Source organism: Paraburkholderia dipogonis (assembly GCF_046027395.1).
Lineage (GTDB): Bacteria > Pseudomonadota > Gammaproteobacteria > Burkholderiales > Burkholderiaceae > Paraburkholderia > Paraburkholderia dipogonis_A.
On the sequence record NZ_JAQQEG010000003.1, the window covers coordinates 22345 to 39130 of the forward strand.

Below are 16786 nucleotides of genomic sequence, written 5' to 3' on the forward strand. Positions count from 1 at the left end.
GTATCCGGAGTCTCTTCATGACGTCCCCCAATACAACTCAAGCCGCGGCCGACCCGATCCAGTCCTATCTGGACAAGGGCCTGCGTAACTACTGGTATCCCGTTGCACCGAGCTGGCAAGTCGGCGACGCGCCGGTCGGCATCACGCGTCTCGGCGACCAGATCGTGCTGTGGCGCGACAAGGAAGGCAAAGTCCGCGCGCTCGAAGACCGCTGCCCGCACCGCGGCGCGCGACTGTCGCTCGGCTGGAACCTCGGCGGCAGCGTCGCGTGCTGGTATCACGGCATTGAAATCGACGGCAGCGGCGAAGTCACCAAAGTGCCGGCCGTGTCGAACTGTCCGCTGGAAGGCCAGAAGTGCGTGAAGTCGTATCCGGTCGAAGAGCATGCCGGCGCGATCTTCCTGTGGTTCGGCGACGAAGCGCATAAGGAACCCACGCCGCTCGTGCTGCCGGAGGAACTGGTCGGCGAGGAATACGCGAGCTTTCTGTGCATGTCGAACTGGAAGTGCAATTACCAGTACGCGATCGACAACGTGATGGACCCGATGCACGGTGCCTATCTGCACGCCACCTCGCACTCGATGGCCGAAGGCGACAAGCAGGCCGACATGCGCGTGCGCAAGACCGAAACTGGGCTGATGTTCGAAAAGGTCGGCCAGCGCGACGTGAACTTCGACTGGGTGGAACTCGGCGAAACCGGCACGCTGTGGATGCGCCTCGCGATTCCGTACAAGAAGAAGTTCGGCCCGGGCGGCAACTTCGGAATCATCGGCTTCGCCACGCCGGTCGACGGGGACAACTGCCAGGTTTACTTCTGGCGCACTCGCAAGGTGTCGGGCTGGCAACGCGACGCATGGCGCTTCCTGTATCGCAATCGCCTGGAAGGGTTGCATTGGGCCGTGTTGGAGCAAGACCGCTACGTGCTGGAAAGCATGGCGCCGAATGCGCGCAATCACGAGTTCCTGTATCAGCACGACGTCGGCATGACGCGTGTGCGCCGCATGTTGCGCCAGCGAGCGCAGCAGGACTTTGCGGCACTGGAAGCGCATCGCGCCGAAGCGGCAAAAGCAGCCGCCGCGCAATCGGCGGAAGCAGGTCACAGCCATGCATAACGACGCGTCCGCAGCGCTGAACGGCCGGCGCGTCCTCGTGACGGGCGGCGCGCGTGGTCTCGGCGCGGCATTCGTCCGCTCGCTGGTGCAGGCCGGTGCGCGCGTCGTGTTCGGCGACGTGCTGCACGAAGAAGGCAAGGCGCTCGCAGCGTCGCTCGTCGAGCAAGGTCACGCGGCCACTTACTTGCCGCTCGATCTCGCCGACCCCGCAAGCATCAAGCAATTCGCAGAGCAGAGCGCGGCGCAACTCGGCGGTCTCGACGCACTGATCAACAACGCGGCCATCACCAACTCCGGCGGCAAGTTCGCCGACGAGTTGTCTGTCGATACGTGGGACGCCGTGATGAACGTCAACGTGCGCGGCACCTGGCTGATGAGCACCGCCGCGCTGCCGTATCTGCGCGACTCGGGCCGCGGCAGCATCGTCAACATTGCTTCGGACACGGCGATGTGGGGTGCGCCGAAGCTGCTCGCTTATGTCGCCAGCAAAGGCGCGGTGATTTCGATGACCCGCTCGCTGGCGCGTGAATTCGGCGCGCATCAGGTGACGGTCAACGCGATCGCGCCTGGATTGACCGAAGTCGAGGCGACCGCCTACGTGCCCGCCGAGCGTCACGAGTACTACCTGCAAGGCCGCGCGCTGACGCGCGCACAAGTGCCCGACGACGTCACCGGGCCGGTGCTGTTCCTGTTATCCGATGCCGCTCGCTTCGTGACCGGCCAACTGCTGCCGGTCAACGGCGGCTTCGTGATGAATTGATCTTGTCGAATCGAAAGGAGAAAGAGATGGCGGACGCCGATATCGAACGCAACTCGTGGGAACAACCCGCGGACGCGAGCTTTGCCCAATGGCTGGACACCCGCGTCGCGCGTCTGGAAACGCGTCGCTATGACTGGGATGCGCTGAAGTTCCAGGCCGACTACGACCCGAAGTATCGTCGCGCGCAAATGCGTTATGTCGGCACCGGCGGCACGGGCGTCGCGAAAGACATGAACACGGTGCCCGCCGGCGGCTTCACGTTTTCGACGATGGTGATCCCGGCGGGCAACATCGGCCCGAGCCATATTCATAGGGATGTCGAAGAAATTTTCTTCGTGCTGCGCGGCAAGATGAAAGTGATCTGCGAGAAAGACGGCGAAACGTGGGAAGCCGTGTTGGGCGAACGCGATCTGATCTCGGTGCCGCCGGGCGTTTATCGCACGGAAATCAACGTCGGTGAAGAAGACGCGTTGATGTGCGTGATGCTCGGTTCGCCGAAGCCGATCACGCCGACGTATCCGCCGGATTCGCCGCTGGCCAAGCTCAAGCGCTAAGCCTTCAAACGCTTCCGCAGTTTTAAAACACCCGCGAAGGAAATCATGTCCGCAGTCCCGTCTGTTACCGATGAGCAGCCCGCCACGCTAGAAGCACGCCTTGCGCGCTTTCCGGCGCAGCAGATCTGGCTGGGCTCGCAACGCGCGGTGAGCTATCGCGAGGTGGATAGCGGCGACAGCAGCGCGTTGCCGCTCGTGCTGCTGCACGGTATCGGTTCGGGCGCGGCGTCGTGGGTGCAGCAGTTCGAAGGACTCGGCCCGACGCGCCGCGTGCTGGCGTGGGACGCGCCGGGATATGGCGCATCCACGCCGGTCGCGGCTGAATCGCCCGCCGCGCAGGAATACGCGAGCGTGTTGAAAGAGTGGCTCGACGCGCTTGGTATCGAACGTTGCGTGCTGCTTGGCCATTCGCTCGGCGCGATTATCGCGGGTGCGTTTGCCGCTGAGTATTCACAGCGCGTGGGCGGTTTGCTGTTGTTGTCGCCGGCTGGTGGATATGGCGCGGCGTCGGCAGAAGTACGCAACACGAAGCGCGATCAGCGCCTCGCGATGCTGAACGAACTCGGCCCGCAAGGCCTCGCCGAAAAACGCAGCACCAACATGCTGTCCGCTCACGCGAGCGACGAAGCGCGCGCATGGGTGCGCTGGAACATGTCGCGCGTGATTCCGCACGGTTATGCGCAAGCCACGCATCTGCTCGCCAACGCCGATCTCGCCAGCGACCTCGCGCGCTTTAAAGGCCGCATCAACGTGGCCGTCGGCGCCGACGACACCATTACGACACCCGAAGCCTGCGAGCGACTCGCACTGGCCGCGGGCACCAAATTGCAGGTCGTGCCTCGCGCGGGTCACGCCGGCTACATCGAAGCACCCGCCGCGTACACCGCGATCATCGACACGTTCTGTCGCACGAGCGACGGACGACGGAGCCAATGAGTGACGCCCGACACGATTAGCGCCGAGCGCGACGCGGACGAAGACCGCAACGACACCAACGGCGACACCGCCTACCGGGTGCCGGGTCTCGAACGCGGTCTGAAGATTCTCACGGAGTTCTCGCCACGCGAGCCGGTTCTCGGCGCACCGGAATTATCCAGGCGCCTGAAGATTCCTCGCACGACGGTGTTCCGTCTGCTGCAAACCCTCGAATCGCTCGGCTTTCTCGAGCGTGCTGACAAGGACCGCAATTATCGCCTCGGCGTCGCGGTGCTGCGGCTCGGTTTCGAATATCTGAGCTCGCTCGAATTGACCGATCTCGGTTTGCCGATCATCGAGGCGTTGCGTACGGAAACCGGCCTTACCAGCCATATCGTGATTCGCGATGGACGCGACGTCGTGTTCGTCGCCAAGGCACAAAGCCACGCGCCGATTTTCAGCTCGGTGAAGGTCAACGTGGGCACGCGTCTGCCGGCTTATGCCACGACGCACGGCCAGGTGCTGATGGGCGACATGACGCTCGACGAGCTGAAGAAGCTCTACCCCGAGCCGGAACTCGAGCGCTACACGAAGCAGACGCCAGTCACCATCGACGACCTGTACGAACGGATTCGCGATGACGCGAAGCGCGGTTTCGCGATCAGCGAGTCGTCGTTCGAGCGCGGCATTTCGGTGGTGAGCGCACCGGTGCGCAACGACACGGGGCGCATTGTCGCCGTAATCACGACGACGATTCCGCGCCACGAGATCGAGGCGTCACTGCTCGACAGCGGCCTGATCGACAAGGTCCGCCGCGCCGCCGACGAACTTTCGCAGCGGCTCAACTATCGGCCGAAGGGTGGCGCGAAGTCGGGCAGCAATTACATGGAGGCATTGGGGCTCTGATGATCCAAATCGACTTGACCGGGCAGGTAGCGGTGGTGACGGGCGGTTCGTCCGGCATCGGCCTCGCGACTGCCGAACTGTTTCTGCGGGCGGGCGCCTCGGTCGCGATCTGCGGCCGCGACACCGAACGTCTCGCACAAGCGGAAGCCGCGCTGAAAGCGCAGTTCCCCCAAGCGCAACTGCTCGCGCGCCGCTGCGACGTGCTCGATGCCGACGACGTAAAAGCTTTCGCGGAAGCCGTGCAGACTCGCTTCGGTTGCACCGACATGCTGATTAACAACGCAGGCCAAGGCCGCGTGTCGACTTTCGCCGACACCACCGACGACGCCTGGCGCGAAGAACTCGACCTGAAGTACTTCAGTGTGATCCGCCCGACCCGCGCGTTTCTGCCGATGCTGCGCGACGCGGCCAATCCTGCTGTGGTCTGCGTCAACTCGCTGCTGGCGCTGCAACCCGAGCCGCACATGGTGGCAACTTCATCAGCGCGCGCCGGCGTGCAGAACCTGCTCAAGTCGCTCGCTGTGGAGCTCGCGCCGCAGCGCATCCGCGTCAATTCGATTCTGATCGGCATCGTCGAATCGGGGCAATGGCGCCGCCGTTGTGCGAAAGAAGCGCAGCCGGGCCAGAGCTGGGAAGACTGGACCGCCGAGCTCGCGCGTAAGAAAAACATTCCGCTAGGCCGCTTCGGTCGCCCCGAAGAAGCCGCTCAAGCGCTCTTTTATCTGGCTACGACGCTGTCGTCCTATACGACGGGCAGTCATATCGATGTTTCTGGAGGCGTTGCACGACATGTCTAACAAAACCACCGTTGGCGAACTGATCGCCGCCTTTCTCGAGCAATGCGGCGTTCAAACCGCATTCGGCGTGATCTCGATCCACAACATGCCGATCCTCGACGCGATCCATAACCGCGGCAAGATCCGCTACGTCGGCGCGCGCGGCGAAGCCGGCGCGGTGAACATGGCCGATGGCCTCGCGCGTGTCTCCGGCGGCCTCGGCGTCGCCTTCACCAGCACGGGCACCGCAGCCGGCAATGCGGCGGGCGCGATGGTCGAAGCGTTGACAGCCGGCACCGCACTACTGCACGTCACTGGCCAGATCGAAACCGAATACCTCGATCAGGACCTCGCGTATATCCACGAAGCACCGGACCAATTGTCGATGCTGTCGTCGATTTCGAAAGCCGCGTTCCGCGTGCGTTCGGTCGAAACCGCGCTGCCGACGATCCGCGAAGCCGTGCGCGTCGCGCAAACCGCGCCGAGCGGTCCGGTGAGCGTCGAGATTCCGATCGATATTCAGGCCGCCGAAGTGGAATGGCCCGCCGATCTGGCCGCGCCGCACATCACGACGCTCACACATTGCAAGCAGCGCGTCGCGCAACTCGCCGATTCGCTGGCCACGGCCAAGCGCCCGCTGCTGTGGCTGGGCGGCGGCACGCGTCATGCGACCAAGGCGGTCGAGCGTCTGGTGAAGCTGGGCTTCGGCGTCGTGACCAGCGTGCAAGGCCGTGGCGTGTTACCGGAAGATCATCCGGCGACGCTCGGTGCGTTCAATGTCCATTCGTCGGTCGAGAGTTTCTACAAGACATGTGACGCGCTGGTGGTGGTCGGCTCGCGTCTGCGTGGCAATGAAACGCTGAAGTACAAGCTCGCGCTGCCGCAACCGCTCTATCGCGTCGACGCCGACGCGCTCGCCGACAACCGCGGCTATCGCAACGAGATGTTCATTCACGGTGATGCATCGGCGGTACTGGAAGAGCTCGCGACGCTGCTCGAAGGCCGCATCAAGGTCGATCCGACATTCGCACAGGATCTCGCTGCCGCACGCGAAAGCGCCGTCGCCGATGTGGGCAAGGGCCTCGGTCCATACAAGCGTCTCGTCGACGCGCTGCAAGCAGCAGTGGGCCGCGACTACAACTGGGTGCGCGACGTCACGATCTCGAACAGCACGTGGGGCAACCGCATGCTGAAGATTTTCTCGCCGCGTGCGGGCGTTCATGCGCTCGGCGGCGGCATCGGCCAAGGCATGCAGATGGGCATCGGCGCGGCGCTCGCGGGTAGCGCGGCGAAGACCGTGTGCCTCGTCGGCGACGGCGGTTTGATGGTCAACGTCGGTGAACTCGCGACGGCCGTGCAGGAAAACGCCAACGTGATGATCGTGCTGATGAACGACCAGTGCTACGGCGTGATCCGCAACATTCAGGACGCGCAATACGGTGGCCGCCGCTGCTACGTCGATCTGCACCAGCCGGATTTCGCGCAGTTCTGCGAGAGCCTCAAGCTCACGCACTACCGCATCAAATCGCTCGATCAGGCCGACGCGATCATTCGCGAAGGCATGGCGAAGACTGGTCCCGTGCTGGTCGAAGTGGACATGTTGTCGGTCGGCTCGTTCGCTACTGCGTTCGCGGGCCCGCCGGTCAAGGAACAGGAGCCGGAACATGCGTGACGCGGGCTACGCGGGGCATCACGCACCCGTCGACGTCGCGATGATCGGCTTCGGCGCGATCGGCCAGGCGGTGTATCGCTCGGTCGCCGCCGATCCGACGGTGCGCGTGTCGCACGTGATCGTGCCGGAGCGTCATATGGCTTCGGTGCGTGAAGTAGTGGGCGACTCGGTGGATGTCGTGGCCTCCGTGTCCGCCTTGAGCAGCCAGCCGCATTTCGCGCTGGAGTGCGCGGGACATAGCGCGCTGGTCGATCACGTGGTGCCGTTGCTGAAAGCCGGCACGGACTGCGCGGTCGCCTCGATCGGCGCGCTCTCCGACATGCTGCTGCTGGACGCGCTGTCCGCCGCCGCCGATGAAGGCGACGCCACGTTGACGCTGCTCTCCGGCGCGATCGGCGGCGTGGATGCGCTGGCCGCGGCCAAGCTCGGCGGTCTCGACGAAGTGCTGTACACCGGCCGCAAGCCGCCCACGGGTTGGCTCGGCACGCCGGCTGAGCAACTCTGCGATCTGAACACGCTGAACGAAGAGACGGTGATCTTCGAAGGCAGCGCGCGCGAAGCGGCGCGGCTCTATCCGAAGAACGCCAACGTGGCCGCGACGATCGCACTGGCCGGGCTCGGTCTGGACCACACCACGGTTCGACTGATCGCCGATCCGAACGTGACGCGCAATGTGCACCGCATCGTGGCGCGCGGCGCATTCGGCGAGATGTCGCTGGAAATGTGCGGCAAGCCGCTGCCGGATAACCCCAAGACGTCCGCACTGACCGCCTATAGCGCGATGCGTGCGCTACGCAATCGCGCGGCGCGCTGCGTGATTTAAGCCATCAGTTGAATAGCTGAAGCAAACTGGAATGACCGACATGACTCACTTCGATACCAGCCTCGTGCCCAACGGCGATATTTTCATCGGCGGCGAATGGCGGCAAGGGCGTGGCAATCCGTACACAAGCCTGTATCCGGCGGATCAGTCGGTCAACATGGAAATCTCGACGGCCAATGCCGACGACGCACGCGACGCCGTGGAAGCCGCGGATATCGCATGGCGCCGTGCGGACTGGTCGGGTTTGAAGCCGCATCAACGCGCGCTGATTCTGTATCGCATTGCCGATCTGATCATGGCACGGCATGAAGCGCTCGCGCAATTGCAGCGCCGCGACAACGGCAAGCCGATTGGCGAAACACGCGTGCTGGTGGCGAGCGCCGCGAACACGTTCCGCTATTTCGCGGCGTGCCTCGAAACGCTCGACGAGGAAGTCACGCCCTCACGAGGCGACTATCTGACGATGAGCATCTACGAGCCGATCGGCGTGATCGCGGCGATTACGCCGTGGAATTCGCCAATTGCTTCCGACGCGCAGAAGCTTGCACCGGCGCTTGCAGGCGGCAACGCGGTCGTGTTGAAGCCGGCTGAAGTGACGCCTTTGGTGTCGCTGGCATTGGCGCGCATCTGCGAAGAAGCCGGTGTGCCGAAGGGCGTTCTAAGTGTCTTACCTGGGAAAGGCTCAGTGATCGGCGACGTGTTGGTGCGTCATCCGCTGGTGAAGAAGGTGTCGTTCACGGGTGGCACCGAAGTGGGCCGCGGTATCGCGCGCATCGCTGCGGACAAGTTGATGCCGGTGTCGCTCGAACTCGGCGGCAAGTCGCCCACCATCGTGTTCGACGACGCCGACCTCGATCACGCGGTCAATGGCGTGCTGTACGGCATTTTCAGTTCGTCGGGCGAAGCGTGCATTGCGGGTTCGCGCCTGTTCGTGCAGCACTCGATCTACGACGCGTTCATGAAGCGTCTCGCGGAAGGCGCGCGCAAGTTGCGCGTTGGCGATCCATCGCGTGAGCAAACGCAGATGGGTCCGCTGATTACGGCGGCGCATCGCGAAACCGTCGAGCGTTATGTCGCGCTGGGCCTCGAAGAAGGCGGCCGCCTGCTGTGCGGCGGCGAGCGCCCGGTCGGCGATGGCCGCGAAGCGGGCACCTATTTCCAGCCGACGATTCTCGAAGGCCTGACCAACGACGCACGCATCTGCCAGGAAGAAATCTTCGGCCCGGTGTTGGTGGCGATGCCGTTCGACGACGAAGCCTCGCTGCTCAAAGAAGCGAACAACAGCGTGTTCGGTCTCGCCGCCGGCATCTGGACGCGCGACTACAAGCGCGCCTACCGGATTGCCCGCGCGCTCGAAGCCGGCACCATCTGGATCAACACGTACAAGCTGTTTTCCATCTCGACGCCGTTCAGCGGCTGGAAAGAGAGCGGCATGGGACGCGAGAAAGGCCGGCTCGGCATCCGCGAATACATGCAACAGAAGAGCCTCTACTGGGGCTTGAACGACGCGCCGCTGGCGTGGGCGAACTAATACGCAAGATACGCAAGAGGCACGTTATGACGATTCTCGGCATTGAACAGATTATTTACGGCGTGACGGATCTCGCTACCTGTCGGCAGTTTTTCGCGGACTGGGGCTTGAGGGAAGTCGCGCACGATGAAACCCAGGCGCGCTTCGAAACGCTGAACGGCTGCACTATTCTCGCTGTGAATTCGGACGATCCCTCGTTGCCGCCCGCATTCGAAGAAGGCCCGACGCTGCGCGAAGTGACGTGGGGCGTGGCCACCAAAGCCGAACTCGACGAACTGCGCGGCCGCTTCGCCGGTCAGCCTGGCCATTTCGAAACCGACGACGCCGTCGGCTGCATCGACCCGAACGGCATGGCGATTCGCGTGGAAGTGACCCGCAAGCGCGCGCTCGACATTCACGGCTCGCCGTCGAATGTGTGGGGCCAGACGTTGCGCGTCGATCAGCCTTCGCCGATTTACGAGCGCGCCGAACCGGTCGAAGTGGGCCACGTGGTGTTCTTTACGAACCGACTCGCCGAACAGGAGAAGTTCTATCAAGAGCTACTCGGCTTCGAAATGTCGGACCGTTATCCGGGCCGTGGCGCGTTCATGCGCTGCGCGCCGCACGGCGGCCATCATGACATTTTCCTGCTGGCCTTGCCCAACGGTAAGCGCGGTCTGAACCACGTCGCGTTCACCGTGCGCGATATCCACGAAGTGTTCGGCGGCGGCATGCATATCAGCCGCTGCGGATGGGACACGCAACTCGGGCCGGGGCGTCATCCGGTGTCGTCGGCTTACTTCTGGTACTTCCAGAATCCGGCGGGCGGCCTGATCGAGTACTACGCCGACGAAGACCAGCTCACGCCCGAATGGCAGCCGCGCGATTTCGAACCGGGTCCTACCGTGTTCGCCGAATGGGCGATCGACGGCGGCATCGACGGAAACACGCGGCGCCAGAAAAACGCGAAGGCGCCGGAAGGCAAGTTCATGACGGAGCGCAAAAATGACTGACGCTGCTGCTGCAAAGGCGCAAGCCGCCCATGCCGGACTCGAAGCGCCGCGCACGATCGTCGTGATCGGCGGCGGCCAGGCGGCCGGCTGGGTCGTGAAGACCTTGCGCAAGGAAGGCTTCGACGGCCGCCTCGTGATGATCGCCGATGAAGTGCATCTGCCGTACGAACGCCCGCCGCTGTCGAAAGCGGTGCTGGCGGGTGAAGCGGATATCGACACCGTGCGGCTCGTGAAACCGGACGACTTCGATGCGCTGAACGTCGAAGCATGGCAACCGGATTGCGCGACTTCGATCGACCGCGAGCAGCGCATCGTGCGCACGCAGTCGGGCCGCGAAGTGCAATACGACCGTCTGGTGATCGCCACCGGCGGCGCGGCGCGCAAGTTGCCGGAGTCGCTTGTGAAGACCTCGCACATTGCCTACCTTCGTACGCTCGACGAAGCCGTCGCGCTCGGCGAACGGCTGCGCGCCAGCAAGCGCGTGCTGGTGGTGGGCGGCGGTTGGATCGGTCTCGAAGTCGCGGCCACGGCGCGCAAGCTCGGCGTCGAGGCGACGGTGGTGGAAGGCGCACCGCGTTTGTGCGCGCGTTCGCTGCCGCCGATGGTGTCCGGCTTCCTGCTCGACCTGCATCGCGCGAACGGCGTGGACGTGCGTTTGAACGCCTCGCTCGCGAGGCTCGAAGATCGTCCGCACGACGCGAATCGCATTCGCGCCACGTTTGCAGACGGCTCCACGCTCGACGCCGATTTCGCGGTGGCCGGCATCGGTCTCACACCGCACACGGCGTTGGCGGAAGCGGCGGGCGTGAAGGTGGAAGACGGCATTGTGGTCGATCATTTCGGCGCCACCGACGACCCGCGCATTTTCGCGTGCGGCGACGTCGCCAATCATCCGAGCGCGTGGCTCAAGCGCCGCGTGCGGCTCGAATCGTGGGCCAATGCACAGAACCAGGCGATTGCCGCCGCGAAAGCGTTGCTCGGCACGTTCGAACCGTATGCGGACATTCCGTGGTTCTGGTCCGATCAGTACGACGTGAATCTGCAGATTCTCGGCGACATTCCAGGCGATGCACAACTGGCCGTGCGCGGCGATTTGCCCGGCAAACGCGCCACGCTGTTCCATCTGGAAGACAGCGCGATTCGCGGCGTGATCGCCATCAATACGCCGCGCGAACTGAAACTGTCGCGCAAATGGATGAATCAAGGCCGGACCATCGACCTTGCCACCCTGACCGACGCCTCAACGGCGCTTGCCTAACCACATCTACGGACGGCACAACGGCATGAGAACCATCGACAACACCATGGGGGACCGCAGCAGCGCCGGTGTCTCAGGCCCTGTGACCCGGGGCTCGATCATCGCGCGACTCGAGCGCTTGCCCAAGAATGCGATGCAGGTGCGCGCGCGCATACTGATCGGTCTCGCGACGTTCTTCGACGGCTTCGACGTGATCGCCATCGCGGCCACGTTGCCGATCCTGATCGCGAAGTGGCATCTGACGCCGTGGGAGATCGGCTTTCTGATCGGCTCCGGTTCGGTTGGGCAACTGATCGGCGCATTCGTTTTTCCGTGGTATGCGGAGCGCAAGGGGCGCGTGCAAGCGATTGCGTTGAGTTCGGGGATCATCGGCATCACCAGCATTGCGTGCGGTTTTGCGCCGACGTTCGCGGCGTTCGTCGTGTTGCGTGTGATTCAAGGGCTTGGGCTCGGTGGCGAATTGCCGGTGGCCGCGACTTACATCAACGAGATCAGCCGTGCGCATGGCCGTGGCCGTTTCGTGCTTCTGTATGAAATCGTTTTCCCGGTCGGTCTGCTTGCATCGAATGCGTTGGGCGCGTGGATCGTGCCGCGTTTCGGCTGGCAAGCCATGTACTTTATCGGCGGCATGCCGTTGATTCTGTTCTTCGTGCTGCGCAAGCTCGTGCCGGAATCGCCGCGCTGGCTCGCCGAACGTGAACGGATGGCCGACGCGGATGCGGCGGTGCATGTGTTTGAACGTGCGGTCAAAGGTCCGCTGCCGGCGGTCACTCACTCGGCTGAATTTGAAGCGATGGCCAATCGTCATCCGAAACGCCGCATGGGCGACCTGTTCGGTCCGGCGTATCTGAAGCGGACGCTCGCGGTGGCGATGTTGTGGATCACGTGCGGCTTTATTCAATACGGTCTTTCGACGTGGCTGCCGACGATCTATCGCACGATTTATCACGCGCCGCTGCAACTCGCGCTGAATCTGGCAGTGGCGGCTTCGGTACTCGGCGTGGTGGGTTCGCTGACTTGCGCGTTGCTGGTCGACAAGGTGGGGCGTAAGCCGATCATTAACCTGTCGTTCGTCGCTTGCGCGATTTCGCTGCTGCTGGCGGGTGTGTTCCACGACTCATCGGTGTATGTTGTGGCGACGTGCTGCGCGTTTTCGCTGGGGTTCCTCGCGTGCGGATTCATCACGGCTTACGTTTATACGCCGGAGCTGTATCCGACGAGTATCCGTGCGATGGGTTGTGGCGTCGGCGGCGCGTGGCTGAAAGTGGCGGCGATCTTCGCGCCGGCGATCGTGTCGAAGACGATGATTGGTGGGAATTTGCAGGTCGCGTTTTATATTCTCGCGGCTGTGCCGTTTCTTGCGGCGGTGGCGGTGCATTTTCTTGGGATTGAGACCAAGGGTAAGGTGCTGGAGCAGTTGGAGGCTTGAGGTTTTTACTGTTTGAGTTGGTGGGCGGTTGATGTTGTAGTACCGCGATGGCAGAAAGACGGAGGGCGCACTGGGTGGTGCGCCCTTGCGTTTTTTGGGGGATGCAGGAAGTTTCCCATTCCAATTGAGGATCGGTCCGCTATAAATCTGGTCCGGCTTTCGATATCGTCCAGGTAGTTAGCAAAACTACCGGTTGTTGTAATGGGGATATCGATGATCAGTCTATTTCGAAGCCGACGCGCTTTACAGAATATGTGGCGGGTTGCGTGTACCGGTGCGGTGGCTAGCCTGTTGGCTGCAGCTTCGTCTGCATACGCCGACGAGATCACTTACGGTTACGACCCGCTGGGCAGGCTCACGTCCGTTTCCGTTGGAGGCGCGACCGCGTTTTACGACTACGACGCAGCGGGCAATATCACGGCGATACGCAGGCAGTCGGCGGTGTCCTCCCCGGCTTCGACTCACGGCGCGGCCTCTGCGCTTTCGGCCAGCGCCCAAGGACCTGACTCTGTGCTCGCGTCTACACCAGCCAGTTCGCGATAGTCGACCGCGCCCCTTCTTTCCATCCAGGAACTCCATGCAAGTCACCGATGCCTGTGCGGCGCGTCGTGCGCCGCTGCGTCCGTTCGTCCTGTTTTTATTTGTACTGCTGTCATGGTTTGTGGTGCCGCATGCGCGTGCCACGGAGTGCAGCACCCTTTATGCCAAAGCGGGAGCATATCCTGCGGATCCGCGGTGCCCTTTGCAGGCGGCGTCGGCTGACTTCGGTGGAATGGGCGGCTATGTGTGCGGCGACCCGGGAGAAATAAACGCCTATTGCTCCGGGCCGTCAGCTGGCACCACGACTGAACCGGTTTCACCGGACGACACCGTAAACCTTGATGGCGACGACACGGACGGTCAGCCCGGCGGTACAGGTTGCAGCGGTGGCGATGCCACGGCCGGCTGCGGCAGCAGCACATCGGGCGGCGACCCTGTCCGGCTGTTCACCGGCCAGTTCCATCTCGTCGCCCATGACCTGCATGTCGCTGACACGATCGCGCTGGACCTCGCGCGGGTCTACCGCAGCAGCGCCTACGACACGTCGGGCCGTCCGATGGCAGGCGCCTTCGGCATCGGCACGACACTCAATTACGACAGCTATCTCACCATCGGCGCCGCGGACGCGAGCGGTGTACGGCAACTGGTGCAACTGTATCTGCCCAGCGGAGTGCGCGTGCCGTTCACCGCACGTGCTGGAATCAGCACGACCTGGGACGACCTCACGAGTCCGGGCGACTACTATCGCGCCAGCATCACGACTAGCGGGTCGAACAAAGTGCTCACGCTGCGCGACGGTCGCGTGCGGCAGTTCACGATGATCGCCGGCCTTTATCGCCTGACCCGCGTGCAGGACCGCAATGGCAACACGGTCGCGATCAACCGGAACAGCAGTACCGGCGCGATCACCGGCATCACCGGTCCCAATGGACGCACGCTGACGTTCACGTCAATCGTGGGTGCGCGCGGCACGCCGCTGATCTCGCGCATCATCGACCCACTGAACCGCCAGGTGAATTACCAGTACGACAGCCAGGACCGCCTCGCGCAGGTGACGGATGCGGGCGGCGGCGTGTGGAAGTACGGCTGGGACACGAAGAGCCGTCTGGTGAGCGTGACCGATCCCGAAGGCAACCAGCAGATCGTCAACACCTACGACGACGGCGACCGTGTGATCGCCCAGAAGATCGCTGACGGCAGCACGTTCGGCTTCGCCTACACGGTGACGGGCGGCAAGACCACGCAGACCGACGTGACGGACAGGCGCGGCAGCATCCGGCGCGTGCTGTTTGACGCGAACGGGCGGGTGGTGAGTAATACATACCCGGCGGGTCAACCGGTCGCACAGGTGCAGACCTTCACGCGCGATGCAAACGGACGCGTGACGAATCTCACCTCGACCGATCGCCAGTACACGTACACCTATGACGCGAATGGCAACCGCATCAGCGAGGCCGATCAATACGGTGCGTCGGTGACGCGTACTTTCGACAGCTACAGCCAGCTGCTGACGCAAGCGCAGGCCGGCGACCCGCAGCGCGGCGTCAGCACTGTCTACACGTATGACGCGAAGGGCAATCTGCTTACGGTGACCGACCGGCTGGGCAACCGCACCACGCAGACGAACGACAGCCAGGGCCGCCCGCTTACGGTTACGGACGCCCTTAAAGGGGTGACGAAGTTCACCTATACCGGCGCGGACCTCACGGCGATCACCGATGCGCTAAATCGCACCGCGCAGTTCACGACCGACGCCGCAGGTCGGGTGACGGCGGTGCAGGACCCGCTGGGCAACAGCACGGCACGAACGCTCGACGCGCTGGACCGCACGACCAGTGTCACCGATGCGCTGGGCGGTGTGACGCGCTTCACGTGGGACCGCAACGGCCATCTGCTTGGTGAGACGGATCCGAAGGGCGTAGCCACGCTTTACACGTACAACGCAATTGGCCGCCCGGTGAGCAAGACCGATCCGCTGGGCCACAGCGAGACGTATACGTGGAACAGCGCCGGGAAGATCGGGTCGGAGACTGACCGCAAAGGCCAGGTGACGACTTACACCTACGATGCCGCAGGACGTGTTTTGCAAGCAGATTTCCGGTCGGCGGCAGGAGCGTTGCCGGCCCGAAGCTGGATGTATGGATGGAATAACGCACTCGACAAGCTGGACAGCATACGGGATCTCTTTCCCACTACAGACGGTCGCAACCAGAAGGAAGCCGATACGCTTTTTTACTTCGACAGTCTTACCGGCAAGCTGATCCGCACATTCGATATTCGGGGAATCCAGGGACTCTGGAATTATCGCTACGCACCCGATACCCGTGAACTGGCTGGTATCGATATGGATCGCGCGACGGTGGACTACAGTCGTGATGCGGAACATCGGGTGACCCAGATCCGGTACGTGGTGAACGATGAAGCGCCGCGTACGTTTGGTTACGCGTACGACGCACTCGGCCGACGGAGTCAGGCGACGTTTGCCAACGGAATCACGGCGACTTACGCGTGGGATGCGGCGAGCCAGTTGACGGGCATCACATACAAGCGCGCCGACGGCAGCGTCTTCGGCGATCTGACGTATGGCTACGACCTGGCGGGCCGGCGCACGAAAGCGGGCGGCAGCCTCGCAAAGGTCAACCTGCCGCAGGCGGTGAGCGACGCGCAATACAACGCAGCGAATCAGTTGACGCGCTGGGCCGGCAAGACGCAGTCGTATGATCTGAACGGCAATCTCGCCAGCGATGGTGTGAACCAGTACGGCTGGAATGAGCAGAACCTGCTCAGTCAGATCAGCGGCGGCACGACGGCGATCTTCAGCTACGACGCATTCAACCGGCGTACCGATCGCACGGTCAACGGCCACCGGATGCAGACGACCTGGATCGGCGATGAACTGAACTTCATGGTGCCGGATGGTGACTGGTCACAGCGGATTCGGGTGTTTTCCCCGTATCAGGCAGGCGGGCCGGATGAGCTGATGTTCCGGCGCATTGGCGATGACGCGAGCCAGGACAGGTATGTGCTGCGTGATGCGAATAACAATGTGATTGCGTTGACGGATGCCGGTCAGCAGAGTCAAACGCAGTATGGCTACGAGCCGTACGGCGCGACGATGCAGACGGGTGTTGCGGATCCCAACACGCAGCAGTACACCGCGCGGGAGAATGATGGGATGGGGTTGTATTACTATCGGAACCGGTATTACAGTCCGCAGACTGGAAGGTTCATTAGTGAGGACCCGATCGGCTGGGCGAGTGGGCAGACGAATGCGTATGCTTATGTGGGTGGGAACCCGGTTCAGTTTAACGATCCGCTGGGCTTCGGTAAGGCGGGCTCGGGCCAGATGGGCAACAATGGACGTGAGAATAAGCAGGTTCGTGACATCGCTGTGCAGCTTGGGTTGAGTCAAGATCAACAACAGAAATTGCACTATGCGATATCCGGTGAAGGCCTTGATTACCATGGAATAAAGAGCGTAGCGATTGATATGTTCTGTCCTGATCGAAATTAAGCAA

Annotated in this window: 13 protein-coding genes; all 13 read left to right on the top strand. The window is 63.0% G+C overall.

What is annotated here, in order from left to right; translation table 11 throughout:
* Window positions 1-17 precede the first annotated feature (17 nt).
* The 13 genes from PQR32_RS04070 (at window position 18) to PQR32_RS04130 (ending at window position 16782) form a co-directional block, all read left to right on the top strand.
* Window positions 18-1112 (top strand): aromatic ring-hydroxylating dioxygenase subunit alpha, encoded by a 1095-nt coding sequence (locus PQR32_RS04070; RefSeq protein WP_408222517.1) that lies wholly within the window; start codon window positions 18-20, stop codon window positions 1110-1112.
* On the top strand, window positions 1105-1872 hold the full coding sequence (locus tag PQR32_RS04075; RefSeq protein ID WP_408222519.1) for an SDR family oxidoreductase: 768 nt from the start codon (window positions 1105-1107) through the stop codon (window positions 1870-1872). Before PQR32_RS04070 ends, PQR32_RS04075 begins: the two co-directional genes overlap by 8 nt.
* A gap of 26 nt (window positions 1873-1898) precedes the next feature.
* The gene (locus PQR32_RS04080) at window positions 1899-2426 is read left to right on the top strand and encodes a cupin domain-containing protein (RefSeq protein ID WP_408222521.1); all 528 of its coding nucleotides are present in this window, start codon (window positions 1899-1901) and stop codon (window positions 2424-2426) included.
* A 45-nt stretch (window positions 2427-2471) separates the two neighbouring features.
* On the top strand, window positions 2472-3362 hold the full coding sequence (locus PQR32_RS04085) for an alpha/beta fold hydrolase (RefSeq protein ID WP_408222523.1): 891 nt from the start codon (window positions 2472-2474) through the stop codon (window positions 3360-3362).
* Window positions 3363-4247 (top strand): IclR family transcriptional regulator, encoded by an 885-nt coding sequence (locus tag PQR32_RS04090; RefSeq protein ID WP_408222525.1) that lies wholly within the window; start codon window positions 3363-3365, stop codon window positions 4245-4247.
* Window positions 4247-5044 (top strand): SDR family oxidoreductase, encoded by a 798-nt coding sequence (locus PQR32_RS04095; protein WP_408222527.1) that lies wholly within the window; start codon window positions 4247-4249, stop codon window positions 5042-5044. Before PQR32_RS04090 ends, PQR32_RS04095 begins: the two co-directional genes overlap by 1 nt.
* A complete protein-coding gene (locus PQR32_RS04100) occupies window positions 5037-6695 on the top strand; it encodes a thiamine pyrophosphate-binding protein (protein WP_408222529.1) in 1659 nt (552 codons plus the stop codon). Before PQR32_RS04095 ends, PQR32_RS04100 begins: the two co-directional genes overlap by 8 nt.
* Window positions 6688-7518: an aspartate dehydrogenase gene (locus tag PQR32_RS04105; RefSeq protein ID WP_408222531.1), complete on the top strand. Its 831-nt coding sequence runs from the start codon at window positions 6688-6690 to the stop codon at window positions 7516-7518. Before PQR32_RS04100 ends, PQR32_RS04105 begins: the two co-directional genes overlap by 8 nt.
* A 40-nt stretch (window positions 7519-7558) precedes the next feature.
* Window positions 7559-9049 carry an aldehyde dehydrogenase gene (locus tag PQR32_RS04110; protein WP_408223044.1) on the top strand — a complete coding sequence of 497 codons (1491 nt, stop codon included), beginning with the start codon at window positions 7559-7561 and terminating at the stop codon, window positions 9047-9049.
* A 26-nt stretch (window positions 9050-9075) separates the two neighbouring features.
* The gene (locus tag PQR32_RS04115; protein ID WP_408222533.1) at window positions 9076-10041 is read left to right on the top strand and encodes a VOC family protein; all 966 of its coding nucleotides are present in this window, start codon (window positions 9076-9078) and stop codon (window positions 10039-10041) included.
* Window positions 10034-11299 (top strand): NAD(P)/FAD-dependent oxidoreductase, encoded by a 1266-nt coding sequence (locus PQR32_RS04120; protein ID WP_408222535.1) that lies wholly within the window; start codon window positions 10034-10036, stop codon window positions 11297-11299. Before PQR32_RS04115 ends, PQR32_RS04120 begins: the two co-directional genes overlap by 8 nt.
* 25 nt (window positions 11300-11324) lie before the next feature.
* A complete protein-coding gene (locus PQR32_RS04125) occupies window positions 11325-12728 on the top strand; it encodes an MFS transporter (protein ID WP_408222536.1) in 1404 nt (467 codons plus the stop codon).
* A gap of 577 nt (window positions 12729-13305) precedes the next feature.
* Window positions 13306-16782, top strand: a complete 3477-nt coding sequence (locus tag PQR32_RS04130; RefSeq protein ID WP_408222538.1) for an RHS repeat-associated core domain-containing protein — start codon at window positions 13306-13308, stop codon at window positions 16780-16782.
* Window positions 16783-16786 lie beyond the last annotated feature (4 nt).